This window comes from Microbacterium sp. 01T413_2 (assembly GCF_056398985.1).
In genome coordinates this window covers 166,336-190,434 of record NZ_JBFTQL010000003.1, presented here as the reverse complement: position 1 = coordinate 190,434, position 24,099 = coordinate 166,336, and the positions used below count along the sequence as shown (strand labels likewise).

General features: G+C 70.6%; 22 protein-coding genes. 9 read left to right on the top strand and 13 right to left on the bottom strand.

Annotated features, from left to right (window positions below; genetic code table 11):
• Positions 1–4: 4 nt before the first annotated feature.
• On the bottom strand, positions 5–532 hold the full coding sequence (locus tag AC1DMN_RS03515; protein WP_477230200.1) for a DUF6611 family protein: 528 nt from the start codon (positions 530–532) through the stop codon (positions 5–7).
• Positions 533–751: 219 nt separating this feature from the next.
• Between AC1DMN_RS03515 and AC1DMN_RS03510 the strand changes: the two genes are divergently transcribed.
• Together AC1DMN_RS03510 and AC1DMN_RS03505 are read left to right on the top strand one after the other, a co-directional pair.
• The gene (locus tag AC1DMN_RS03510) at positions 752–1,600 is read left to right on the top strand and encodes an exodeoxyribonuclease III (RefSeq protein ID WP_477230199.1); all 849 of its coding nucleotides are present in this window, start codon (positions 752–754) and stop codon (positions 1,598–1,600) included.
• Complete coding sequence (locus AC1DMN_RS03505; protein ID WP_477230198.1) at positions 1,600–2,481, top strand: Cof-type HAD-IIB family hydrolase; 882 nt, start codon at positions 1,600–1,602, stop codon at positions 2,479–2,481. Before AC1DMN_RS03510 ends, AC1DMN_RS03505 begins: the two co-directional genes overlap by 1 nt.
• 46 nt (positions 2,482–2,527) lie before the next feature.
• On the opposite strand, the gene AC1DMN_RS03500 is transcribed toward AC1DMN_RS03505, so the two are convergent.
• The 8 genes from AC1DMN_RS03500 to AC1DMN_RS03465 form a co-directional block, all read right to left on the bottom strand.
• Complete coding sequence (locus tag AC1DMN_RS03500) at positions 2,528–3,292, bottom strand: hypothetical protein (protein ID WP_477230197.1); 765 nt, start codon at positions 3,290–3,292, stop codon at positions 2,528–2,530.
• Positions 3,293–3,381: 89 nt separating this feature from the next.
• Entirely contained in the window at positions 3,382–4,695 is a 1,314-nt protein-coding gene (locus AC1DMN_RS03495) for a C2 family cysteine protease (RefSeq protein WP_477230196.1), read from the bottom strand.
• Positions 4,695–4,976, bottom strand: a complete 282-nt coding sequence (locus AC1DMN_RS03490; RefSeq protein WP_477230195.1) for a hypothetical protein — start codon at positions 4,974–4,976, stop codon at positions 4,695–4,697. The genes AC1DMN_RS03495 and AC1DMN_RS03490 overlap by 1 nt, the downstream gene beginning before the upstream one ends.
• A gap of 194 nt (positions 4,977–5,170) precedes the next feature.
• Complete coding sequence (locus tag AC1DMN_RS03485; protein WP_477230194.1) at positions 5,171–7,222, bottom strand: carboxypeptidase regulatory-like domain-containing protein; 2,052 nt, start codon at positions 7,220–7,222, stop codon at positions 5,171–5,173.
• Between the two features lie 288 nt (positions 7,223–7,510).
• Positions 7,511–8,128 (bottom strand): dihydrofolate reductase family protein, encoded by a 618-nt coding sequence (locus AC1DMN_RS03480; RefSeq protein WP_477230193.1) that lies wholly within the window; start codon positions 8,126–8,128, stop codon positions 7,511–7,513.
• A 93-nt stretch (positions 8,129–8,221) separates the two neighbouring features.
• Positions 8,222–8,902, bottom strand: a complete 681-nt coding sequence (locus AC1DMN_RS03475; protein ID WP_441977949.1) for a winged helix-turn-helix transcriptional regulator — start codon at positions 8,900–8,902, stop codon at positions 8,222–8,224.
• 18 nt (positions 8,903–8,920) lie between these two features.
• A complete protein-coding gene (locus AC1DMN_RS03470) occupies positions 8,921–9,361 on the bottom strand; it encodes a VOC family protein (RefSeq protein WP_477230192.1) in 441 nt (146 codons plus the stop codon).
• A gap of 92 nt (positions 9,362–9,453) precedes the next feature.
• Positions 9,454–10,650, bottom strand: a complete 1,197-nt coding sequence (locus AC1DMN_RS03465) for an MFS transporter (RefSeq protein ID WP_477230191.1) — start codon at positions 10,648–10,650, stop codon at positions 9,454–9,456.
• 116 nt (positions 10,651–10,766) lie between these two features.
• Here AC1DMN_RS03465 and AC1DMN_RS03460 point away from each other — a divergent pair, with 116 nt between their 5' ends.
• The 6 genes from AC1DMN_RS03460 (at position 10,767) to AC1DMN_RS03435 (ending at position 17,283) form a co-directional block, all read left to right on the top strand.
• Positions 10,767–12,119 carry a sensor histidine kinase gene (locus AC1DMN_RS03460; protein WP_477230190.1) on the top strand — a complete coding sequence of 451 codons (1,353 nt, stop codon included), beginning with the start codon at positions 10,767–10,769 and terminating at the stop codon, positions 12,117–12,119.
• Positions 12,116–12,820 carry a response regulator gene (locus AC1DMN_RS03455; protein WP_477230189.1) on the top strand — a complete coding sequence of 235 codons (705 nt, stop codon included), beginning with the start codon at positions 12,116–12,118 and terminating at the stop codon, positions 12,818–12,820. The genes AC1DMN_RS03460 and AC1DMN_RS03455 overlap by 4 nt, the downstream gene beginning before the upstream one ends.
• Before the next feature lie 245 nt (positions 12,821–13,065).
• Positions 13,066–14,295: a benzoate/H(+) symporter BenE family transporter gene (locus tag AC1DMN_RS03450; RefSeq protein ID WP_477230188.1), complete on the top strand. Its 1,230-nt coding sequence runs from the start codon at positions 13,066–13,068 to the stop codon at positions 14,293–14,295.
• Positions 14,296–14,416: 121 nt separating this feature from the next.
• Positions 14,417–15,301, top strand: coding sequence for an ABC transporter ATP-binding protein (locus AC1DMN_RS03445; RefSeq protein WP_441978083.1), 885 nt, complete (start codon positions 14,417–14,419; stop codon positions 15,299–15,301).
• Positions 15,298–16,404 (top strand): ABC transporter permease, encoded by a 1,107-nt coding sequence (locus AC1DMN_RS03440; protein ID WP_477230187.1) that lies wholly within the window; start codon positions 15,298–15,300, stop codon positions 16,402–16,404. The genes AC1DMN_RS03445 and AC1DMN_RS03440 overlap by 4 nt, the downstream gene beginning before the upstream one ends.
• 294 nt (positions 16,405–16,698) lie before the next feature.
• Entirely contained in the window at positions 16,699–17,283 is a 585-nt protein-coding gene (locus AC1DMN_RS03435) for a nitroreductase family protein (protein ID WP_440734391.1), read from the top strand.
• Positions 17,284–17,360: 77 nt separating this feature from the next.
• Here the strand turns inward: AC1DMN_RS03435 and AC1DMN_RS03430 are convergent, their stop codons facing one another.
• From AC1DMN_RS03430 to AC1DMN_RS03420, 3 genes are all read right to left on the bottom strand, one after another.
• Complete coding sequence (locus AC1DMN_RS03430; RefSeq protein ID WP_477230186.1) at positions 17,361–18,089, bottom strand: hypothetical protein; 729 nt, start codon at positions 18,087–18,089, stop codon at positions 17,361–17,363.
• Between the two features lie 82 nt (positions 18,090–18,171).
• Positions 18,172–18,762 carry a hypothetical protein gene (locus AC1DMN_RS03425; RefSeq protein WP_477230185.1) on the bottom strand — a complete coding sequence of 197 codons (591 nt, stop codon included), beginning with the start codon at positions 18,760–18,762 and terminating at the stop codon, positions 18,172–18,174.
• 138 nt (positions 18,763–18,900) lie between these two features.
• Entirely contained in the window at positions 18,901–20,745 is a 1,845-nt protein-coding gene (locus tag AC1DMN_RS03420) for a glycoside hydrolase family 15 protein (RefSeq protein WP_477383886.1), read from the bottom strand.
• Between the two features lie 150 nt (positions 20,746–20,895).
• On the opposite strand from AC1DMN_RS03420, the gene AC1DMN_RS03415 reads away from it, so the two are divergent.
• Positions 20,896–22,269 (top strand): glucose-6-phosphate dehydrogenase, encoded by a 1,374-nt coding sequence (locus AC1DMN_RS03415; protein WP_477230183.1) that lies wholly within the window; start codon positions 20,896–20,898, stop codon positions 22,267–22,269.
• 180 nt (positions 22,270–22,449) lie between these two features.
• Here the strand turns inward: AC1DMN_RS03415 and AC1DMN_RS03410 are convergent, their stop codons facing one another.
• Positions 22,450–23,817 (bottom strand): 8-oxoguanine deaminase, encoded by a 1,368-nt coding sequence (locus tag AC1DMN_RS03410; RefSeq protein ID WP_477230182.1) that lies wholly within the window; start codon positions 23,815–23,817, stop codon positions 22,450–22,452.
• Positions 23,818–24,099: the final 282 nt, after the last annotated feature.

Here is a 24,099-nt window from a genome sequence, read left to right as displayed (position 1 = left end):
CGGGTTACGACGCCGCGTGTGCGTACGTCGCGCGCCAGATCTGCTCGAATCCGTCCGGGTCCAGCTCGCCCGCGCGGTAGGACGCGCTCGCGTTCTGCATCGTCTCGGCGAGTGCGTCGAGCCGGCGCTGGGCGTCATGGTCGGGTCCGTAGGCGAGCAGGAGGGAACCGCAGGCGGAGACCCGCGCCGCGCCCCGGCGCACCGCGCGGGTGCGACGGGCGAGCAGCACGCTCACCAGGATCCCGACCGTCGCGATCACCACGATGGCGACCAGCGGCGAGATGCCGGCCGCCGCGAAGCCGATCCAGGCGAGCAACGCGACGCCTGCGGCGACAGCGCCGTAGGACCGTGAGGCGTCGGCCCAGCGCCGATCGCGCTCCGAGACGTCCGGCGAGTAGATGACGAGTTCGCTCGACACGACGCCGTACCGGCTGACCGAGCGCGACAGGTAGCCCCAGGCCGGACGGGCCCGGCGGGCCATGCCGGTTGGATGCCCGTGCTGCGAGGGCGTGAACCGCTGTTCGATGACCATGGCTCCACCCTGCGCCGCCCGTCGCCGGGCCGGAGCCGTTCCCTACGGAACGCAAACGGGCGCGGGCCGGATCCCTGCGCTTCCCGAACGCCCTGCCGGGTTCGGGGAGCGACGCGGATCCGGTTCCGCATCGAGTCACGGCAGACATCGCTCCCTGAACGCAGTGCTGGATCCGTGGCAGGGCCGGGCGACGTCCCCGCCCGCCCGTAGGCTGGATCCATGCGCCTGGCCACCTGGAACGTCAACTCCATCCGCACCCGTGTCGCCCGCACCGTCGAGTTCGCCGTGCGCGAGGACATCGACGTGCTCGCGATGCAGGAGATCAAGTGCAAGCCGGAGCAGTTCCCGTACGCGCCGTTCGAAGAGGCCGGCTACCACGTCGAAGTGCACGGCCTGAACCAGTGGAACGGCGTCGCGATCGCCAGCCGCGAGCCGATGACCGACGTGCGCACCGCGTTCGACGGCATGCCCGGATTCGCCAAGGGTCACGAGGGCCCGGACGCGCCGCAGGAGGCGCGGGCGATCGGCGCGATCGTCAACGGCGTCCGCGTGTGGAGCCTGTACGTGCCGAACGGCCGCACGCTCGACGACCCGCACCTCGCCTACAAGCTGCACTGGCTGGAGGCGCTGCGCACCGCGACCGCGGCTGAGCTCGCGGCCTCGCCCGTCCTCCCGCTCGCCCTCGTCGGCGACTTCAACATCATCCCGTTCGACCACGACAACGGGGATCCGGACATCGTCGTCGGCAAGTCCACGCATGTCTCCCCCGAGGAGCGCGCGGCGTTCTTCGCCCTGGAGTCGGCGGGCGTGCACGACGTGGTGCGGCCGCTGCTGCCCGAGGGGTACACCTACTGGGACTACCAGCGGCTCAAGTTCCCGCGCAACGAGGGGATCCGGATCGACTTCGTGCTCGGATCCGCGGCGTTCGGCGACGCGGTGAAGGGCGCCTCGATCCACCGCAACGAGCGCAAGGGCGAGCAGCCCAGCGACCACGTGCCGGTGGTCGTCGACCTCGAGCTCGCGGGGGCCGCTGAGGACGACGACGACCTGCCGATGATCTTCGCCTGATGAGCACCGTCGCGGATCCGGCCGAGCGCGACTCGACGGCGACGTCGGCCGCTTCCGGATCCCGGATCCGCCTGATCGCGACGGATCTCGACGGGACCCTGCTGGACTCCGCGGGCCACGTCAGCGCCCGGACTCGCGCCGCCCTCGACGCCGCACGTGCCGCGGGCATCGTCGTCGTGCCCGTCACCGCCCGCCAGCCGATCGGGCTGCGCGCGATCGCCGCGGAGGCGGGGTTCGAGGGCTGGGCGCTGTGCGGCAACGGCGCGTACGGCATCCACCTCGGCACGCACGAGCTGCTGTTCGCATCCGAGATCGCGGTGCCGGTGCAGCAGCGGATCGCGCGGGAGCTCGGCGAGCGGGTCCCGGATCTGCTGTTCGCGAGCGTGCGCGAGGGCGGCGAGGTGTTCGTCGCGCAGGACGGGTACGCCGCCGTCGCGACCCTCAGCGACCACAAGCGCGACCCGCGCACGATGGGTGCCGTGCCGCTCGCCGACGTGCTGGCGGCGCCGAGCCTCAAGCTCGTGATCCGGCACCGCTCGATGACGCCGGCACAGGTCTTCGCCAAGCTGGCCACCCTGGATCAGGCCGGCTTCGCGGCGACGCTGTCCGGCGCGCCCTTCGTCGAGGTCATGGCCGAGGGCGTCACCAAGGCCACCGGGCTCGCGCTGCTGTGCGCCGAGCTCGGCATCGACCGCACCGAGGTGCTCGCGTTCGGCGACGCGCTGAACGACGTGGAGATGCTGCGCTGGGCCGGCCGCGGCATCGCCATGGCGAACGCCGAGCCCGAAGCAGTCGCGGCCGCGGACGAGGTCACCACCTCGAACGCCGTAGACGGCGTCGCGGTCGTGCTGGAGCGAGTGCTCGCGGGGCTGACGCCGTGACATCCCTCGAGATCGCGTCGGAGGTCGGGTTCGACGGCTGACGGCGTCAGCCTCGCGGGATCCGGTTCTCGTTGATCTGGCTGGGCCTGGTCGTGTTGAGCACGGTTGGCGTGCCGCTGGAGGTGTCGATGAAGTAGATCCCGTCCTCGCCCGCCTCGGTCACGGGGAACGCCCACGTACCGCCGACCGTCTCCGGCTGAGGCCCCTGCACGACCTGCATCGGCGAGGTCATCGTTCCCTTCAGCACCTCGATCGGGGTGAGGGTGGCGGATGTCGAGAAGTCGGTCCGTGGCATGCGCAGCGTGACGTGGTCGGACGCGCCGCGGGCGGTCGCGAACACGATGATGTCGGCCCGGGCAGTCCAGTCCTTCAGCTGCGCCTCGGTCGCCGCGGGCGCATGCTCGGGCTGCCCGGCGAGCACGCGCTGGAAGGCCGGCAGAGCCCCGGCATCGTCCTGCACGCCGGTGTTGCCGAACAAGACGTAGCCCTCACCGTCGCGCTTGAGGGTGAAGACCCCGGCCCACTTGGCGTCGTACGACTCCTCGGTCGTATCGGTGAGGAAGTACCAGGTGCCGGCGGGCTTCGTCACCGTGATCGTCGTGGGTGCATCGCCCTTCAGCACCTGCTCCACCGTCACGGTGGCGGTCTGCGCCGTGCGCGGACGCGGATGCTCGGCATCGATGACAACGTCGACGGAATCGACCTTTCCGAACACGACGAGATCGGCTTCCGCGAGCAACTCCGCAACCGGCTCCTGCGGATTCGGATCCGCCGCCGCGGCGGACGGCGAGGGCGTGGACGATGTGCGCATGGTTTCCTCCTCGGGATGTGCGCTGCACGCGGTCAGCAGAAGGCTCGCGGCGATGACGACGACGCCGGTGCGAACGATGGGCCCGCGCATCACTTCTGGATCTCCACGGCGGTGAAAGCCTTCGCGAAGTCCGCGAACGACATCGTGAAATAGCCGTCATCCGGGTCGTGCAGAGTGCCGCCGGCGTCGCGGATGGCCCCCTCGTGCCCGTTGTTGCTGCCCCATGGATTGCGGATCTCAACCATCGCCACACCGTCCTTGTCATAGGACCGCGTCACGGTGAGGGCGTGACCGCCTCCGTCGAAGCCGAGCGCGCCGTCCGAGGCGATCGCGACGACCGGACGACCGTGCGAGAGGGCGTCCTTGATCTGGCCGCCGCTGTCGTCGATGTCGTTACCACCGGTCAGCCAGTCCCAGATGCCGCTCTTGTTGTCCTTGTAGTCGGCATCCCCGCCGTAGATGGCCTTCATCACAGCCGCGGGGTCGCCGCCGTTGTCGAACTCCTCGAAACTGCCCTCGTGCACCTGGTATGCGCCCTCGATGACGCGCACCCAGTCGGCCTGACCGTCGTCGGGCAGCTGGTCGACGCGCACCGTGATGTCGCCGTCCTTGAAATGGACCGTGTAGGTGCCATCCGCGTTGGCGGTGATCAGATCCTTGATCTTGTCCGGGTCGCCCTTCGCGATCCCTGCGAGCACCGACAGCAGATAGCAGTCGCCGACACTGCCCTGGTCCACATCCGTCGGATCCGGATCACCGTTGGGGAACAGAGTGAGCGGCGTGACCTCCGGAAGCTCTCCCTTGCGGATGGCCTCCAGTCGCGGATCCGAGAGGCTCGTCACCGCGGAGGTGTACTGGGCGAACCAACTGACGTAGGTGTTGTTCCAGAGCGTCGCATTGTGACTCCATGCGTCATACGCATCCATCACCTCGGTCTCCGCCTTGGAGCGCTCTCGCTGCTTCTGGTCGTAGTCGGGATCGTCCGGTGCCGGTGCGGTCGACGACTTGTACGCGGCGAGCAGCCGCTGATACGTACGCCACTGCTCCTGGCAGGTGAGCGCCAGTTTGTTGAGCTCGGTCTGATAGTCGCTCGTCTTGGTCCCGTAGATCTCCAGCGCCTGCCCGATGGGGGCGTAGAGAGCGCTGGCGATGGCGAGCATCTGTGCTGCCTCTGCCACTCCCGACCTCAGCTTGTCCGTGGCCTTGCCGGTAATCCGCCACTCCGCGATCTCGGAATCCTTGATCATCAGCAGCTGCTGACCGACCTCCGTCATCAGCCGGCCGTAGCCGGACATCGCGTGGCCCGCCTTCTGGACGGCATCCGGCTCACCGACCATCGATCGGATCTCCTGCCCGGTGCCGACCGCGACGCCCGCGGTGCCGCCCTCGACCGATCCACCCATCAGAACCACCGGTCCAGTCCGTAGTACGAATCGATGACATCGCTGATGTATCCGGAGACGTCCTCGAGAGAAGTGATGAGATCTTCGCGGCGGGACTCCCATTCACCGCGGAAGTCCCCGGCGAGTGCCTGCAGCTGCGGCTGCTCGAAAGGACGGTCGATCGCGCCGGCCGCATCGTGCGCGTTCTCGGGCGCATCCTTCAATGCGGAGATGATCGTCGTGATCGACGTGCGCACACCGTCCAGCAGGTCGTAGTCGATGACGACTTTCTCCGCACTCATGGTTCCCCCCGGAAGCTCCTGTGCTCTCGAGGCTACTGACCCTTCCGGATCGACGCGACGGGGAGAACTCCCCATGGTGCCGGCGAAGGGGTCGGGGGCGACGTACTGCTCCGGGGGACGTCGTCGTGCGTGTCGATGCACCACGGGCGCCCCGCCGCCGAAGCATGCGAGGCGCCCGCGAGGCGTCGATCCGATCAGGCCTGCTGCCGACGGTGGATCCGTACGAGCGCGGCCCCGATGAGCAGCAGCAGGGCACCGAGCAGCAGAGCGGCGTCCGGGATCTCCGCGCCGGTCGCCGGAAGCTGCGCAGCGCCGGACCCCGACGACGCTCCCGAGGGGTCCGTTCCCGTACCGGCCGATCCGGTGCCTGTTCCGGGACCTTCGGATCCGCCGGGCCCCGCAACTCCCGGAATGGTCAGCGCAGCACCGCCTGTCAGCGTTGACATCTGGCCCTTGAGCACGATCCGGTGCGCTCCGGCGGGCGCGTCTGCCGGAATGGTGACGGTCGCGTCGATGGTGCCGTCGGCGCCGGCAGTGACCGATGCGAGCTGGACGGGTACGGAATGCAGTTCGATATCGACGGGCTCACCGTGCGCGAAGCCAGACGCAGTCACGTGGACCGTATCGCCCGGATGGACCGTACCCGACGACAGCGCGACGTCCGCAGTGAGCGAGGACACGTCGAAGTCGATGCCCGTGACATCGCCGGTGCCGGAGACGACGACCGGGGTCGCGCCCGCCTCGGAAACCGAGTGCGAGCAGTACTGCGGCGCGATCGCGTAGGCGAAGCCCTCCGTGCCCTCGACGCGCACCGTGTAGGTGCCGGGTCCGATCGACAGGGCGTACGTGCCGTCGGGGTGGACATAGCTCATCCCGACGAACTGGCCGTCCGACTCGGCGATCACAGCGATGCTCGAGGAATGACCGCGCAGATCCGTCGATCCGTCGAGGAGCACGGAACCGCGGATCGCCACGGTCGCATCGAGGCTCGCATCGATGCCCGTGAGCTGCGAGCCCTCGAGGAGTGTGATCGGCGTCGCGTCCTGTGCACTGGCGGCACCACTCCACCACTGGGTGGCGAACGTCTGATAGTTGTCGCGGAACTCGACGGCGTACTGCCCCGGCGCGGCAGAGATCCGATAGGCGCCGGTGTCATCGGTGGTCGCCCAGTAGTACCCGCCGGTACCGCTCGCGCTCACCGAGATGCCCGCCACCGGCGTTCCATCGGATGCTCGCGTCACGGTGCCGCTGATCTGCGACGGAAGTGCCTGCAGCGCCGCGTCGATGCCGCTCACCGTCTGGCCGGCGGCGACGGTGACTGAGGTCGCCATGGCCGCTGTCGCGGCGCCGGCCCAATACTGCGGGAGCAGGCTCGAATCATTGGACGAGAACTTGACCTTGTAGTCGCCCGGGCGGATCCCGTCGATCCGATATGTGCCATCGATGGAGACACCCGCCTGGGCGACCGTATTGCCGTTCGCGTCCAAGACGGCGACCCAGCCATTGGTGACGGCGGAGCCGTCGGAGGCCTTCGTGACCATGCCCTGGACGGATCCGCCCGCCGAGAGCACGGCATCGATTCCGGTGACCGCGCCACCGGCCGCCACGGAGACCCTGGTCGCGGAGAAGTAGTCAGCCGCGTTGTTCCAGTACTCGCCGACGAGCCCGTCCCAGGTCCCCTGGAACTGGACCACGTAGGAATCGGCTGCGAGGCCCGGAATCGTGTAAGCGCCCGAAGAGTCGGTGAACCCGCTGCTGAAACCCCCATTCGCGCCGTTCGCCCAGACAGGACTACTCGCGACGGGCGTGCCGTCTTCCCGAGTGACGACCCCGCTGATGGAGGCGCCGGCGCTGAGCCCCGCGTCGATCCCGGCGACGACGGCGCCTTCCTGCACGTCCACCGTCGTCGAGCCGAAGTAGCTCGACGAGTTGTTCCAGTACTCGCTGATGTACGGCGTGCCATAGGTCAGGAAATGCACACGATGCGCACCCGCGCGCAATCCATCGATTCGATAGGTGCCGTCCGGGCCGGTCGTCGCCCCGGCGAGGGAGGAGGCGTCATTGTTCTGCGCCTCGACGTACACGCCTGCGATCGGGGATCCGTCGACGTCGCTCGTGACGACACCCGCGATCGACCCACCAGTTCCCGGCGTCGGATCGGCATTAGCTGCCCCTACTCCGGTGAACATCAGCGCCGCGGCAAGCAGCGCGACGAGTGCGCCCTTCCAGCCGCGACGTGCAGACACGCCTGTAGACATCCTGGTCCCCCTCGGGTCAGCGACCGTTGCCCTTCGTCGGGCGCGGCCGGAGCCTGAAGAACCAGGCGTCGATGCAATCTATCGTCACAGGGTTCTCTCAGGAAAGAGGAAATTCCTGCGACCGGATCCGCACATGGGAACACCCGCACTCCCCAGAGTGCGGGTGTTCGGGTCAACGTCCCCACGCGTTACGGATGACTGTAGTTTCGCGACCGACTCCCGGAAAGACGGATCCGCGATATTCCGGTCACGAATGCGACACGCGGTCTCGCGGGCTCACATCGTGCCGGTGGTGGGCTCCCCGGGCAGCGGCGCGTAGCGCAGCAGCAGTGTGCCGCCGTCGCCCGACTCGGCGTGCACGAGGCGCAGATTGTGCGGGGTCGCCCCCTCGGGGAACACCTTCTTGCCCTGGCCGAGCACGATGGGATACACCCACAGCTGCAGCTCGTCGTAGAGCTGCTCGGCGAGCAGGGTCTGCACGAAGTCGACGCTGCCGATCACGTGCACGTCCTGGTGCTTCTCGCGCAGCGCCGCGATCTCGGCCGGAAGATCGGCGCCGACCCGGCTGCTGCCCTCCCAGTCGAGTTCGATGTCGGCGTCGCGCGACGCCACGTACTTGGGCACGCGATTGAACAGCTGCCCGATGAAGCCCTCGGGGCCCGTGGTGTGCTCCGGCCAGTAGCCCGCGAAGATGTCGTACGTGCGGCGCCCGAGCAGCAGCGCGTCGAGGGTCTCCATGCCCTGGGTCACGCTGCGCATGACCGCCTCGCTGGGCAGCGTGGCCTGCCAGCCCCCGAAACGGAAGCCGTCGCTGGTGTCCTCCTCGGGGCCGCCCGGCGCCTGGGCGACGCCGTCGACGGTCGTGAACAGGTCGATGATGATGCGTCCGGTCATGATCTCCTCCTTCGGGGGTCGGCCCCTTCGACCGGTTGCTGAGCCTGTCGAAGCACGGGGACCGACGTTTCGGCGTAGCGTCCCACGGCGACGCTACGCCGCGAGCCGGTCGATGTGGAAGGTCTGCGCGAAAACGCCCAGGATCCGCTCCTCGCCGCGCACGACGGCGACCAGATCCTGCGCGATCGCCTCGTGCGGCGTGACCTCGCCGCCGATGAGGTGCCGGATGCCCGGGCCGGCGACGAGGACGGCCTCGGGGTCGCCCGGCGGAAGCACGCCGCCCACGGGCGGCGCGGACGGGGCGATCTGCGCGACCGAGAGCTCCCCTCCGCGGACCACCGCACGCAGCGCGACGTCTCCGACGTGCAGCTCGACATCGAGGTCCTTTGCGCGGTCCGCGCGGAACGCGGTTCGCAGCGCCATGGTGAGCGAGTCAGCCGTGACGACGTCGCCCTCGCCGGGATCGCCCATCGTCTGGAAGCCCCAGCGCCCGAGCGCGAGCACCACCGGTTCGAGCGCCCGACCGTATGGCGTGAGCTCGTACACGAGCCCGCAGCCGTGCAGCGGCACCCGGCGCACGACCCCGCCCTCCTGCAGCTCCTTGAGCCGGGTGGACAGGATGTTCGTCGGAATCCGCGGCAGCCCCTGCTTCAGGTCCGTGTAGCGGCGCGGGCCGACGAGCAGATCGCGCACGATGAGCAGCGCCCACCGCTCGCCGATCAGCTCGACGGCGGTGGTGACCCCGCAGTACTGGCCGTAGCTGCGTGCGGCCATGTCAGCGCCCGCCCCGCATCAGACCCCGGCGTTCTGGGTCGCCGGCTGCGCGTCGGCGTCCTGCCGGGCATCCTCCGGCACCGAGTACAGGAAGCCGAGGGCATTGCCGTCGGGATCGTTCAGATCGCGCATGTACATGAAGCCGTAGTCCTGCGCGGGCTGCGGCTCGGTGCCGCCCGCGGCGACGCCCTTCGCGATCATCGCATCCACGTCCTCGCGCGAGTCGCGGGAGAAGTTGATCGAGACCTGCACCGCGGTGTGCGGATCCACGATCGGCTTGTCCGTGAAAGTCGCGAAGAACTCGCGTGTGATGAGCATGAGGAAGACGTTGTCGTCCCACGCGAAACACGTGCCGTTCTCGTCCGAGAAGTCCGGACGGAACTCGCAGCCGAGCGCACCGTAGAAGGCCTTCGCGCGCTCGAGGTCGGACGTGGGCAGGCTGATGAAGACGTTCGTCACGATGACTCCTCTGTCGGCGGATCCCGGATCGGGTCCGATGCGACTAGCTTGCTTTTTGCAAGTTTGCTTGTCAAGAGCAAGTAATGTCGTGGTCAGCTCCCGGCGGGCGGGCGGCGGAACCCGAGAGCGGCGAGGATCCCCGCGCCTGCTGTCAGACCGGCCACGACGACGAGGCCCACGCCGGGCAGCGTCGCGGTCGCCACGGCACCGGCGACGAGGGGTCCGCCCGCGTCGCCGAGTTCGCGACCGAGCTCCGCGGAGCCCATCGTGCGCCCCATCCGCTCCGACGGCGTGGTGGCAGCCAGGTGCGAGAACGCCAGCGGCGTCGCCAGCCCCACACCCGCGCCGATGAGCACAGCCGCGACGACGAGCGTCGGCAGCAGCGGCCACAGTCCGGCGACCAGGATCCCGGCCGCCAGCAGCGCGAGCCCGCCGACCGCGCCGGAACGCACGGGAAGCCGTCCGCGGTCGTGCAGGGATCCCGCCAGCGGCTGCACGACACTGCTGACGACGGCCAGCACGGTGACGAGCGCCATGCTGCCGACCGTGCCGATGCCGGTCTCGCGGCCGAGCAGGGGGAGGAACCCGACCGCGACCGCGAGGCCGCCTGTCGTCGCCGCGAGCACGAGAGTCGGCACCAGGAACCCGCGTGCGGTGGCCTCGCGCGCGAGATCCGCGAGGGTCACGCGCTTCCGGGGCAGCACCGGCACCGTCGGGACGCCGACCCGCACCCACGCGGCCGCGACCAGGGCGACGGCTGCGAGCGCCCAGAACAGCGCGGGCAGGCCCGCCCAGACGACGAGCCCCGCACCCAGCAGCGGGCCCAGCGCATAGCCGAGACTCTTCCAGGATCCGTAGCGTCCGAAGTAGCGACCGCGGGAGGCGTCGTCTGCGAGCCGCGCGACCGCGGCCGACGACGCCGGAGAGAACGCCGAGGCCGCCGCACCCTGCCCGAACCTCGCCACGATGAGCCCGACGGTGCCGGGCACGAGCGCGCCGACCACGGAGAACGCGGCGAACGCGAGCAGCCCTGCGGCGATGACGGGTCGCACCCCGATCCTGTCGCTGAGCGCGCCGAACACGGGTTTGAGCAGCACCTCGGCGAGGTCGTACAGCGCGAGCGTGAAGCCGAATGCGAGGAGGGTCCAGCCGATGTCCTCGGTCTCCGCCCCCAGAGCAGCCGCGATCCCGTGCGCGCCGAAGGCGGTGGTGAATCCCGCGAGATACAGCGGGGCGAGGCGCGGGCGCGGCGGTACCGGCGAGGGCGAGGTCACGTTCCAGTCTCGCATCCGCGGATCCGCCGTACGGGGTCGCATCGAGCCGGATTCGCCGGGTCGTGCCGCATCGAGCCGGATCCGCCGTACGGGGGATGCTCTCCGGCCGGGGCCCGCCCTACGGTGGAGGGATGCCGCCGTTCACCCGCACCCCGACCCCGCGCGAACTGCGGCAGGACGTGCTCCTGGCCGGCGTCATGCTCGTGGGAGGGATCCTCAGCGCCGGGCTCTCCTCGATCGCGAAGGTCTACGGCGCGGACCAGGCCGAGCTGTGGACGGCCATGCCGTACGTCATCGTCATCTCCGCGGCGCTCGCGGTGCGGCGCCGGTGGCCGGCCGCGGTCGCGATCGTCGTCTCGCTCGCCTTCGTGGTGGCGACCTCGCTGAAGGTCCCCGAGATCTACGCCGGCAACATCGCGATGTTCATCAGCCTCTACACGGTCGGCGCCTGGATGAACACGCGCCGCAGTGCGTTCCTGGTGCGCACCGGGATCATCGTCGTGATGGCCGTCTGGCTCGTGATCGAGATGTACCGGCAGGCGATCGATCAGGCGCACAAGGCGGACGTCGTGGCCGGGATGTTCTCCCCGCTCGTGGCGTTCCTCATGCTGCAGGTGCTGCTGAACGTGCTGTACTTCGGCGGCGCCTACTACTTCGGCGAGCGCAGCTGGAGCGCCGCCCGGCAGCGAGCCGCCCTCGAGCAGCGCACGGCCGAGCTCGAGCGCGAGCGCGCGCTCAGCGCAGCTCAGGCGGTGGCGCTGGACCGTGTGCGCATCGCCCGGGAGCTGCACGACGTGGTGGCGCACCACGTCTCGGTCATGGGCGTGCAGGCGGGAGCGGCGCGCATGATGATCCCGCAGGATCCGCAGGCGGCGGCGGCGATCGTCGCCGGCATCGAGACCGCCGCGCGCGACGCCATCCGCGACTTCCACCAGCTGCTCGACACGCTGCGGGCGCCCGGCGACAGCGACGACGGATCCTCGACGGTCGGTGTCGACGACATCGCCGAGCTCGCGGCAGCGTCGACGGCGGCGGGCCTGCCCACGCGGCTGCAGGTGATCGGCGAGGCCGCGCCGGTGCCGCGCCTGACCGCGGTGAACCTCTACCGGATCGCCCAGGAGTCGCTCACGAACGCCCGCCGCCATGCCGGCCCCGACGCCGAGGCGGATGTGCGGATCCGCTACGAGCCGGGAGCTGTCGAGCTCGAGGTCGTGAACACGGGGCGGCTCGTCACCGGACTGCGGCCCGGCCTGGGCCAACTCGGCATGCGGGAGCGTGCGACGGCATCCGGCGGATCGATCGAGCTCGTGCCGCGGCCGACCGGCGGGTTCCGGGTGCGGGCGACGCTGCCCGTGGGCGCTTCCGGCCCTGGCCCGGTGCCCGCGCCCGCGCCCGGTTCCACGCCCGCGCCCGATTCCACGCCCGCCGGCGCCCTGGCGGAGTCGGGATCCGGTGCGCCGGGCCGCGGCGGAGAGTCTTCGTGAGCGCCCCGATCCGCGTGCTGATCGTCGACGACCACGCCATGCTGCGTGCGGGGTTCCGCACGATCCTCGACCTGCAGCCCGACATCGAGGTCGTCGGAGAGGCCGGCACCGGATCAGAGGCGGTCGACCTCGCCGGCTCCCTGCTGCCCGACGTGATCACGATGGACGTGCAGATGCCCGACATGGACGGGCTCGAGGCGACCCGGCGGATCACGGCGGACGGGCGGATCCGCTCGTCGATCGCGATCGTGACGACCTTCGACCGCGACGACTACCTGTTCGACGCGCTGGATGCCGGAGCCAGCGGGTTCCTGCTCAAGAACGCCGGGCCGGAGGAGCTCGTCGCCGCCGTGCGGGCCCTGGCCGCCGGGGACGGCATGCTCGCGCCGGAGGTGACCCGCCGGGTGCTGCAGCGGTTCGCGGCGCAGCCGGCAGCGCCCCCGTCCGGCCTTGACACGCACGCGGCCACCGTGACCGGATCCACAGCCCTCCCCAGCGCCGAACTGCCCGAGCCGCTCACCGAGCGCGAGGCCGAGGTGCTGCGCCTTGTCGCCGAGGCCTGGAGCAACGCCGAGATCGCCGCGGAGCTGTTCATCGGCGAGGCGACCGTGAAGACGCACGTGTCGCGGATCCTGCAGAAGCTGGGCGCCCGCGATCGGGTGCAGGCCGTGGTGCTGGCGCATCGGCTGGGTCTGGCGTAAAGCATCACGCCGGGTACCGGCCCGCTCGGGATCCTCGCCCCATTTCACAGGACGTTTGCAACTCTGCAGGAGGATCCCGCGAGCGTCGTCCTGCGGAGTTGCAAACGTCCTCCGGAGTTGAGACCCGCAGACCGCCGCGAGGTGTCGGCCCGCTCCGCCCGTCGCTCCGCCAACGCTCCGTCCGCTCGTCGCTCCGCCAACACCCGTGCGCTCGGTGCACCCGCGCACCCCGCTAGCCTCTCCCCATGCCCGAAACGTCGAGCCCGCCGGTCCCCCGCCCGTCCTCGTCCCGGCCGATCATGGCCGGGGTCGTCACGGCGCTCGTCGGATTCACGAGTTCGTTCGCGGTCGTGCTCACCGGCCTCGCCGCCGTCGGAGCGACCCACGCCCAGGCCGCGAGCGGGCTGCTCGCCCTCTGTCTCACCATGGGCATCGCCTGCATCGTGCTGGCCTGGCGGTACCGCATGCCGATCACCGCGGCGTGGTCGACCCCGGGCGCGGCGCTGCTCGCCGCCTCCGGCTCGATCGAGGGAGGGTGGCCGGCGGCGGTCGGCGCCTTCCTCATCGTGGCCGGTCTGATCCTGCTCACGGCGCTCGTCCCGCAACTCGGATCCCTCATCGCCGCGATCCCGCCGTCGATCGCGCAGGCGATGCTCGCCGGCGTGCTGCTGCCGCTGTGCCTGGCCCCGATCGTCGGTCTCGGGAAGAACCCGTGGGGCGTGGTCCCGGTCGTGCTGACGTGGCTGGTGTTCGCCCGGCTCGCACCCCGGTGGGCGGTACCGCTGGCCTTCCTCACGGCGACCGTCGTGATCGTTGTGGGGATCGTGACAGGCGGTCCTTCGACGGGCGCGGGGACCGGGACGGGCGCGGGCGCGGTCCTGGATCCGATCTCCCTGCTGCCGCACGTCGAGCTGACGATGCCGACCTTCACCGTCGGGGCGCTGGTCGGCATCGCGCTGCCGCTGTTCATCGTGACGATGGCGTCGCAGAACGTACCCGGCGTCGCGGTGATGCGCAGCTTCGGCTATGCCGTGCCATGGCGCCCCGCGATGCTGGTGACAGGCATCGGGAGCGCGCTCGGCGCCCCCGCGGGCGGCCACGCGATCAACCTCGCCGCCATCAGCGCCGCCCTCGCCGCCGCACCCGACGCGGAGCCGGATCCGAAGCGCCGCTGGATCGCCGGGGTCTCGACCGGGGTGTCGTACCTGGTGCTGGGCGGATGCTCGGCCGCGTTCGCGGCGCTCGTGGTGCTCGCCCCGGTCGCGGTGATCCCGGCCGTCGCCGGCCTCGCCCTGTTCGGCGCGTTCGGATCCGCGGTGCAGCAGGCGATCGACGATCCCGGCGAGCGCACCCCGGCTGTGGTGACGTTCCTCGTCGCCGCCAGCGGCATGGCGTTCTGGGGCGTCAGCGCCGCGTTCTGGGCCCTGCTCGCCGGCCTGCTCGTGCGCGGCGTCCTGCACCTCGGGCGGCGCTGAGCGCACGTCCGTCCCGCGAAGGACGCCGCCGGATCCGCCGCAGGGGGGATGTCCGCGCTCGGCATGGCTCATTAGCGTTGCTCTCATGACCACAGTGCTCACCCGCACCACGACCACGGGGCTGCTCGAACTCGATGGCCTCACCAAGAGCTACGGCGCCCGGCGCGTGCTCGACGACGTCTCGTTCCGCGTCGAACCCGGCCGGCTCACGGGCTTCGTCGGCGGCAACGGCGCCGGCAAGACCACCACGATGCGGATCGTGCTGGGTGTGCTCGGCGCCGACGGCGGCACGGTGCGCCTGGGCGGGCACGACGTCGCGGCCGCCGACCGCCGCCGTTTCGGATACATGCCCGAGGAACGCGGCCTGTATCCGAAGATGAAGGTGCTCGAGCAGGTCGCGTACCTCGCGCGGCTGCACGGATTCGGCAAGTCCGAGGCGACCGCCCGCGGCGAGGCGCTGCTGACCGAGCTCGGCCTCGGCGAACGGCTGCACGACACCATCGAGTCGCTCTCGCTCGGCAACCAGCAGCGCGCCCAGATCGCCGCCGCCCTGGTGCACGACCCCGAGGTGCTCATCCTCGACGAGCCGTTCTCGGGACTGGATCCGCTCGCCGTCGACGTCGTGGCCGGAGTGCTGCAGGCCAGGGCCGCGCAGGGCGCGTCGATCCTGTTCTCCTCGCACCAGCTCGACGTTGTGGAGCGACTCTGCGACGACCTCGTCATCATCGCGGGTGGCACGATCCGGGCCGCCGGCTCCCGCGAGCAGCTGCGCGCGCAGCACTCCGCCCCGCGCTACGAACTGGTCTCCGACGCAGATGCGGGCTGGATCCGCTCCGAGCCCGGCATCACCGTCGTCGACTTCGAACGCGGCACCGCCGTCTTCGACGCCGACACCCCGGAGGACGCCCAGCGCGTGCTGCGCACCGCGCTCGGCCACGGCGTCGTGCACTCCTTCTCCCCGCAGCACCCCACCCTCGCCCAGATCTTCAAGGAGGTCATCCAGTGAGCACCGCGACCCCGAAGTACGGCGCGCTCTCCGTCTCGAGCGGCATCTTCCTCGTCGCCGAGCGCGAGATCGGATCCAAGCTGCGCAGCAAGGCCTTCCTGATCTCCACGGGGATCCTGCTGCTCATCGCCCTCGCCGGCGTGCTCATCGGCGGATTCATGAGCAAGAACACCTCGGAGACCAAGATCGCGGTGACCGCCGAGACCGCCCAGGCCGTGCAGGGCGTGGCCGGTCTGGCGCCGACGGAGGTCGCCGACCCCACCGCTGCGGAGAAGCTGGTCCGCGAAGGGAAGGTCGAGGCCGCCCTGATCCCGGCGCCCGGCGACACCGCGTTCGGCTACGAGATCGTGGCGCTCAAGAGCGCGCCGAACAGCCTGCAGGGCCTGCTCGCGAAGACGCCCAAGGTCACGATCCTCGAACCGGACACGACCAATCCGCTGCTGCGGTACCTCGTCGCGATCGGCTTCGGCGTCGTGTTCCTCATGGCGGCGTCCACGTTCGGAATGACCATGGCGCAGAGCGTGGTCGAGGAGAAGTCCACACGCGTGGTCGAGCTGCTGCTCGCGGCGATCCCCGCGCGGGTGCTGCTGGCCGGCAAGGTCCTCGGCAACACGGTGCTGGCGATGGCGCAGATCCTCGCTCTCGCCGCGATCGCGATGGTCGGGCTCATCGTCACCGGGCAGAACACCGTCTTGGAGGGGCTCGGAGCGCCGCTCGTGTGGTTCGCCGTGTTCTTCCTGTTCGGGTTCGTGCTGCTGGCCTCGTTGTTCGCCGCCGCCGCCGCCCTGGTGTCACGTCAGGAGGACATCGGATCCACCACGATGCCGATCACGATGCTGGTGATGGCGCCGTACATCCTCACGATCATCTTCAACGACAACCCGGTCGTGATGACGATCCTGTCCTACATCCCGTTCTCCGCCCCGGTCGCGATGCCGGTACGGCTGTTCGTCGGCGATGCGCAGTGGTGGGAGCCGCTCCTGTCGCTGGTGATCCTGCTCGTCGCCTGCGTGGCCGCGATCCTCGTCGCCGCGAAGATCTACGAGAACTCGCTGCTGCGCATGGGCGGCAGGGTCAAGCTGTTGGAGGCGCTGAAGGGCTGACCGGATCCGGGTCGCGCCTCGGCGCGTCCGGGGCCTCGGCGGGTTCCCGTCTACCTACCCGCGAGACTGCATCTTCGTCTCGAGACAGCATGAATGGACTGCAGTCTCGAGACAGAGATGCAGTCTCGCGGTCGTGGAGGGCGCGATCCGCGGGTCCGGGTTCGGGTTCGGGTCTGGCGCTCTCCGAACGGATCCGAACCCGCTCGGAATATTCACGTGCATGGATCGTTAACCCCTGCTGTACGGACGATGAGGTCCGGCAGCAGACAACCCGATCCGAAAGGCCTCATCGCCATGAGCACGCCCGCCATCGACCGCACCGCGGTCACCGACGCCCCAATCCTCGACGTCCTCGCCGAGCGCTGGAGCACCCGTATCTTCGACGCCACCTCCGCCATCGACGAGGCCGCGCTGGCCAGCGCACTCGAGGCCGCCCGCTGGGCGCCGACCGCCGTGAACTTCCAGCCCTGGCGCGCGATCGTGGCGCGCCGCGGTTCCGAGGCGCACGCGAAGATCGTGGCGACCCTGGCCGGCTTCAACAGCGGCTGGGCCCCCGACGCTGCGGCACTCGTGGTGTTCGTCGCCGAGACGACCCGCGACGGGGAGCCCATGACCTGGGCCCTGTACGACACCGGCCAGGCGGCCGCGCACTTCACCGTGCAGGCGCACGCCAACGGCCTGTCCACCCACCAGATGGGCGGCTTCGACCGCGACGCCATCGCGGCCGCGTTCGACCTGAGCAGCGACTTCACCCCGATCTCGGTCATGGCCGTCGGCGAGCTGGGCGACATCCGCACCGCGTCGGAGGAGCTGCAGCAGCGCGAGAACGCGCCGCGCACCCGCCGTCCGATCGCCGAGACGCTGCTCGTCAACGACTGATCCGACCGGATCCGAACGCCCTCTCCGCGCACGGAGGGGGCGTTCGTCGTCCCGGCCACGGTCGCCCGCATTCCGCGTCAGGGCGCGTCCGTCGCTACTCGGTCGAATGCCCAGGCGACCACGATGTTGCGCTGTGATCGCCCTTCCGGGTCGTCCGACTCGCGCAGGCAGCCGATTGTGAGGAGGCGTCCGGGCTGCGCGCCGGTGCCCCAGATGTCCGTGGAACCGGAAAGCGAATCCGGCCCGTCTCCGTACTTCAGCGGGCGGAAGAAGTCCGCGGCGCGGTAGACGAGCCAGTTCGCCCCCGAGGTCGACGTCCGGATCCAGATCTCATCACCCGCGTGCACGGTGAAATGCGGATCCGGCTCATCCCAGTCGTAGAGCGCGTTGAACGCCGCCGTGCCGATGTTGCCTTGCCAATCGGCACCGTTTCGCGCCCAGGTGTGGCCGGCGATCGCGGCCAGGTCTGGAGCGCCGGTCGAGGGCAGCGCATACGGTTTGCCCTCCACGACGAGGGTGCACGCCTCCTCCGGGGTGTCGATATCCGGCGTGATCATCCCGTCGACGAGGGGGCACGGATCCGCGGCGACTTGCACGGTCAGCCCTATGGCAGGGATGCGCATCTCCTGCGGCATGCCCGGTCCCACCTCGACCGGAGCAGTGCTCGCGGAAGGCACCGGGTGCTCCCCCCTGGTCGGAGCACCCGAGCTCGGAGCCCCGGTGGACGAGCCGGCCGTGGGGAACCCGATACTGCATCCGGCGAGCACCATCACCCCGAGCACCGCAGCGACCATGACGAGCGCCACGCGCGGCCGGCTTCTCCCCGGCCGACGCGTGGCCCTCGTCAGACGCGCGGCGCCCCGCCGCTCGTGGTCGCAGCCCGCGTGCTCAGCGACGCCGGAGCCCATCGCGCGAGAGACGGCGCCACAGGAGCAAGACGCCCGCGGAGAACCCGGCCGCGCCGAGCAGCAGACTGGCGACAGCGCCGAGGTCGGGGGCGGGCTGCGCAGTGCGCGCCGATCCTGTGATGCCCGTGTCGACGCCGATGCCGCGATCCGGAACGACGGACTCGTCCGAATCCGGGCACGCCTGCGTCGGCAGGTCGGCGGAGATATAGCTCCGTCCGGTCATGCCGTGCGTGCCTCCCGCCAGTTCGAACCAGACAAGTCGAGTTGCATCGTCCCAGTCGCTCTCCGTCAGCGTCGTCACGATGCTGCCGCCGGCGTTCACCGGCACAGGGTCGGGGCGCTGATCGCCCAGCGCGAAGTGCATCTCATACTCGGGAGATTCCGGCCATCCGGAGGTCAGATAGTCGAGCCGATACGCGCCGTCCGGTAGCACGCAGAATGCGAGATCCATCGTCGTGTCGGGAGGCGGCGGTGCCGGCTCTGCCGCAGCGGGAACCGCAGAGAACAGCGCGGATACCGCGATGAGAGCTCCGGCGGCGGTGATGGCGATCGCTCGCCCGGGATTGGTCATGACGGCCTCCAGTCCGGGGATCCATAGGTCCCGGCATCGATCCTGGCAGACATCTCCCGCCCGTGACCAGTACATCCTCCTCGGTGTGGTGGGACCGGAGTATCGGCGCGCGGATCTGGATCTGCGACACCGCGCGGATCACCGTTCGCGGTGGTCCGAGCCGGCGAGCGCGTCGGCGGCCCGCACGAGCGACAGGTGCGAGAACGCCTGCGGTGTGTTCCCGACGTGCCGATGCCCCACCGGGTCGTACTCCTCGCTCAGCATGCCGACGTCGTTGCGCAGCGCGCACAGCCGGTCCATGAGCTCCCGCGCCTCCGCCATGCGCCCGGTGACCGCATACTGCTCCACGAGCCAGAACGAGCACGCGAGGAACGTGTGCTCACCGCCAGCCAGACCGTCCACGCCCGACCCGGTGCGGTAGCGGTTCACCAGCCCGCCGTGGATCAGGGTCTGCTCGATCCGCTCCACGGTCGCCAGCATGCGAGGGTCGTCGGGCGCGCAGTACCCCGTGCGCGGGATGAGCAGCAACGATGCGTCGACCTCGTCCGTGTCGCGGTGCTGCACGAAGCATCCGCCGCGCACGCCGTGCGCATCGATCTCGGCGCGCAGCCGATCGCGCACCTCCCGCCAGCGATCCACCTCGCCGTGCTCGCCGTCCTCCTCGACCGCGCGCACCCCGCGGTCGAACGCCGCCCACAGCATCACCCGGGAGTGGGTGAAGAACTGCGGATCCCCGCGGATCTCCCACATGCCGTTGTCCGGCCGATCCAATCGCTGCTCGGCGTGCCGCAGCAGCACCCGCTGCAGCGACCAGGAGCGCGCGGAGTCGTCGAGGCCCGCCCGGCGCGCGGCGGCGAGCGTCACCATCACCTCGCCGACGACGTCCGCCTGGAACTGCTCCGCCGCGGCGTTGCCCACGCGCACCGGAGCGGATCCGGCGTAGCCGGGCAGAGAGCGCATCTCGCGCTCGTGCAGATCTCGCTCCCCCGCCAGTCCGTACATGATCTGCAGATCGGCCGGATCCCCCGCGACCGCCCGCAGCAGCCAGTCGCGCCACGCGCGCGCTTCGTCCGCGAGGCCGTGCGCCAGCAGGGCCTCGAGCGTGAGCGCCGCGTCGCGCAGCCAGACGTAGCGGTAGTCCCAGTTGCGCGCACCGCCGAAGTCCTCGGGCAGCGACGTCGTCGCCGCGGCCGCGATGCCGCCGGTCTCGCGGTTCGTGAGCGCGCGCAGGATCAGCAGCGAGCGCCGCACGTCGTCCTCGTGCGGACCCTCGTGGGCGATTCCGTCGGCCCAGTCCTGCCACCACGCCCGGGTGGCCCGTTCCGCGGCCTCCGCGTCGAGCGGCGCCGGAGCCGGGCGGTATGACGGGAACCAGGTGAGAGCCAGGTCCACGCTCTCACCCGCGGCGACCTCGACCGTGCCGACGTGACTGTGCCCGTGCGGCTGCAGCGCGGCGCCGCGCACCACGACGGCGTCGGGGCCGGCGGTCGCGGTCAGCTCCGGGGATTCCGGGCTGCCGGTCTGGCGCACCCACGGCAGCGCCCTGGCATAGTCGAACCGCAGGCGCAGCTCCTGCACGAAATCCACGCGCCCGGTGATGCCCGTGATCCGCCGGATGATGTCGGTGCGATCTGCGCCCAGCGCGGCCCGCGCTCCCTCGAGCGACCCCGCATCCTTGGGAAGCAGGATCGGCATCCACTCGGTCACCTCGGCGACGCCGTCGGCGGTGGACCACCGGGTCACGAGGCAGAACGTGTCGCCGTCGTAGTGCCGCGTCGCGGTCGCGTCAGGATCCGCCGGGCGCAGACTCCAGTGCCCCTGCTCGACCCCGCCGAGCAGGGCGCCGAACAGCGACGCGGAGTCGAGGCGCGGCGCGCAGAGCCAGTCGATGCTGCCGGCCCGCGACACGAGCGCGGCGGTGCGCCCGTCGCTGAGCAGCGCGTAGTCCTCGATCGGCACGGCCGGCACGTCACCCTCACCCATGGCCGCAGTCTCGCACATGCGTTTCTCCCCCTCCCCCATTCGAGCTATAGGCGTGCTCAGGGAGACGACTCGAATGTTGCGAGGCGCAGGATCCGGGGCCTAGCCCGGGTCACCGACAGGAAGGGCGCGGCGCGGCCTATCGTGGGGGCTATGACCACCCCGACGACGCTGCTCATCCTCGGCGCTTCCGGCGACCTCACCTCCCGCCTGCTGCTGCCCGCGATCGCGCAACTCCTGAAACGCCAGCCCGACCGCGCTCTGGTGCTCCGCGGCGCCGGATCCGACGACTGGTCCGATGAGCGCTGGCAGGAGGCCGTAAGCACCGCATTCGCCACGGTCGACGGCACGGATCAGCTGCCGCGGATCGCCGGGACCACGTACGTCAAGGCCGACGTCACCGACCGCGATTCGCTGGCGGGGCTCATCGCGGGCACCGAGGGCTCGCTCGTGATCTATTTCGCGCTCCCGCCCGCCGTGGCCGAGGCCGCGTGCGAGAAGCTCGTCGACATCCCCCTGCCCGCGGGCACGGTCCTGGCGCTGGAGAAGCCGTTCGGTCATGACGAGCAGAGCGCCGCCGCGCTCAACGCTCTGGTCACCCGGATCGTGCCGGAGAACCAGGTCTTCCGCGTCGATCACTTCCTGGGCCGCTCCACGATCCTCAACGTCATGGGCGTGCGCTTCGCGAACCGGCTGGTCGAGCCGGTCTGGTCGGCGGATCACGTGCAGTCGGTTCTGGTGCGCTACGACGAGTCGCTGGCCCTGGAGAATCGGGCCCGCTACTACGACAAGGCCGGGGCGCTGGTCGACATGATCCAGAGCCACCTGCTGCAGGTGCTCGCGATCCTCGCGATGGAGCAGCCGGCGGATCTGGACGAGATCGACCTGCGCGACGCCATGGCCGCCGCCCTGCGCGCGACTCGGATCCTCGGCGACGACCCGGTCGTGTCGACCCGCCGCGCCCGCTACACCGCCGGCACGAGCGGCGACCGCGCCGTGCCGTCCTACGCGGACGAAGAGGGCGTGGATCCGGCGCGCAACACCGAGACCCTCGCCGAGATCACCTGCGAGGTCGACACGGCGCGTTGGGCGGGCGTGCCCTTCACGCTGCGCAGCGGCAAGGCCCTCGGCGAGCGCTGCGCCGAGATCGTCGTCACGTTCCGTCCCGTGCGGCACATCCCCGGCGGGCTCACCGGGGTGCCCACGGACGGCGGCGTGCTGCGCTTCTCCCTCGGCCCCGACCGGATCGCGCTCGAGCTGAACGTGAACGGCGGCGACGACCCGTTCGCCCTGCGCCGCGACGTGCTGTCCACCGAACTCGGCAAGGGCACGCTGCTGGCCTACACCGAAGTGCTCAGCGAGATCCTCGACGGCGATGTGGCGCTGTCCGTCCGGGGCGACGCGGCGGAGCAGTGCTGGCGGATCATCCAGCCCGCCCTCGACGCCTGGCGCTCGGACGCGGTGCCGATGCAGGAGTACCCGGCCGGATCCACGGGTCCCGAGGACTGGGCGACCACGCGACGCTGAGGTGCCCGGCCCGGATCCCGCCTCCGGCCCGGATCCGCCCCGGACCCGGATCCGCCCTCGGCCCGGATCCGCGCCCGGACCTGCTCACTGGTCGCGAATTGCGGCATTCGAGCTCGCGAAGCCGCAATATGCGACCAGTGAGCAAGGGGGTCGGCGGCCCGGGGCGCGGCGGCCCGGGCCTCAGCCGTGCCGGGCGAGCAGCCGGCGGGCCGCGGCGCTGTGCTCGGCGATGAGCTGCGGCACGTCCAGGCCGACGATCTGCCCGTCGAGCACGCGCCAGGCGCCGCCCACCATGACCCGGTCGGCGCGCTCGGCGCCGCACAGCAGCAGGGCGGCGAGCGGGTCGTGGCTGCCCGAGAAGCGCAGCTCGTCGAGGGTGAGCATCGCCAGATCCGCCTGCTTGCCCGGCGCCAGAATGCCGATGTCGTTGCGGCCGAGGGCGCGCGCCGAGCCCTGCGTCGCCCAGTTCAGGGCGTGTTCGGGCGTGACGGCGGCGGCGCCGTAGCGCAGGCGCTGCAGGTACAGGGCCTGGCGCACCTCCATCATCATGTTGGAGCCGTCGTTCGACGCGGATCCGTCCACGCCCAGGCCGACCGGCACGCCCGCTGCCTCGAGCTCGACCGCCCGTGCGATGCCCGAGGCGAGCCGCATGTTCGAGGTGGCGCAGTGCGAGACGGCGGTGCCGGCCGCGCCCAGGCGCGCGATCTCGGCGTCGTCGAAGTGGATGCCGTGGGCGAGCCAGGTGCGGTCGGAGAGCCAGCCGACGCTCTCGAGGTAGTCGACCGTGCGCAGCCCGAAGGTCTCGCGGCAGAAGTCCTCCTCGTCGATCGTCTCGGCGAGGTGGGTGTGCAGGCGCACGTCGAGGCGCTCGGCGAGGGCGGCGGTGTCGCGCATCACGCCCGTGGTGACCGAGAACGGAGAGCATGGCGCGAGACCGATCTGCACGAAGGCGCCGTCGCCGCGCTCGTGATACGCGCCGACGAGGCGCTCGCTGTCGGCGAGGATGACGTCGGCGTCCTGCACGGTGCTCTGCGGCGGCAGCCCTCCGTCCTTCTCGCCCAGCGACATGGATCCGCGGGTCAGCGTGGCGCGCATGCCGAGGCGCTTCACGACATCGACCTGCACGTCGATGCCCTCCTCGAGCCCGTTCGGGAAGAGGTAGTGGTGGTCGGCGGCAGTCGTGCAGCCCGAGAGCAGCAGCTCCGCGAGCGCCGCGGTCGTCGCGAGCTCGAGGTCGCGCGGGGTGAGCCCCGCCCAGACGCCGTACAGCCCCTTCAGCCAGGGGAACAGCTCGGCGCTGACCACGGGCGTCCAGGCGCGGGTGAGGGTCTGGTAGAAGTGGTGGTGCGTGTTGATCAAGCCGGGGATGATCACGTGCCGCGAGGCGTCGTAGACCTCGTCGACCGGCTGCGACGGGGATCCGCCGGCGGGCACCGCCTCGAGGATCGTGGAACCGGCGACCACCAGGCCGCCGCGGGCGTCGGCGGTGTCGCCGGTGTGGATCGCGAGCGGGTTCTTCAGCCAGACGGTGCGAGTGGATTCGGACATTGCGCAGACTCCCTGTGGATGAGGCGGAGCCGGATCCGGCCCCGCGGGGGCCAGCTCAGTGTTGACCTGTCTGCTGATCCAGGTGCGTCCCCGATGAGGGAGACAGTTCAGATCTATCACTGCTCCGATGTCGAGGTCAATGCTTTTCCGGATCCCGGATCCTGATTTCCGCTATTCGGATTGCGGATCCCGAGCGCCATCCGCCTCCGACTGTCCGAACCCGCGAGACTGCAGCCCCGTCTCGAAACTGCAGGATTGTGCCGCAGTTTCGAGACTCAGTTG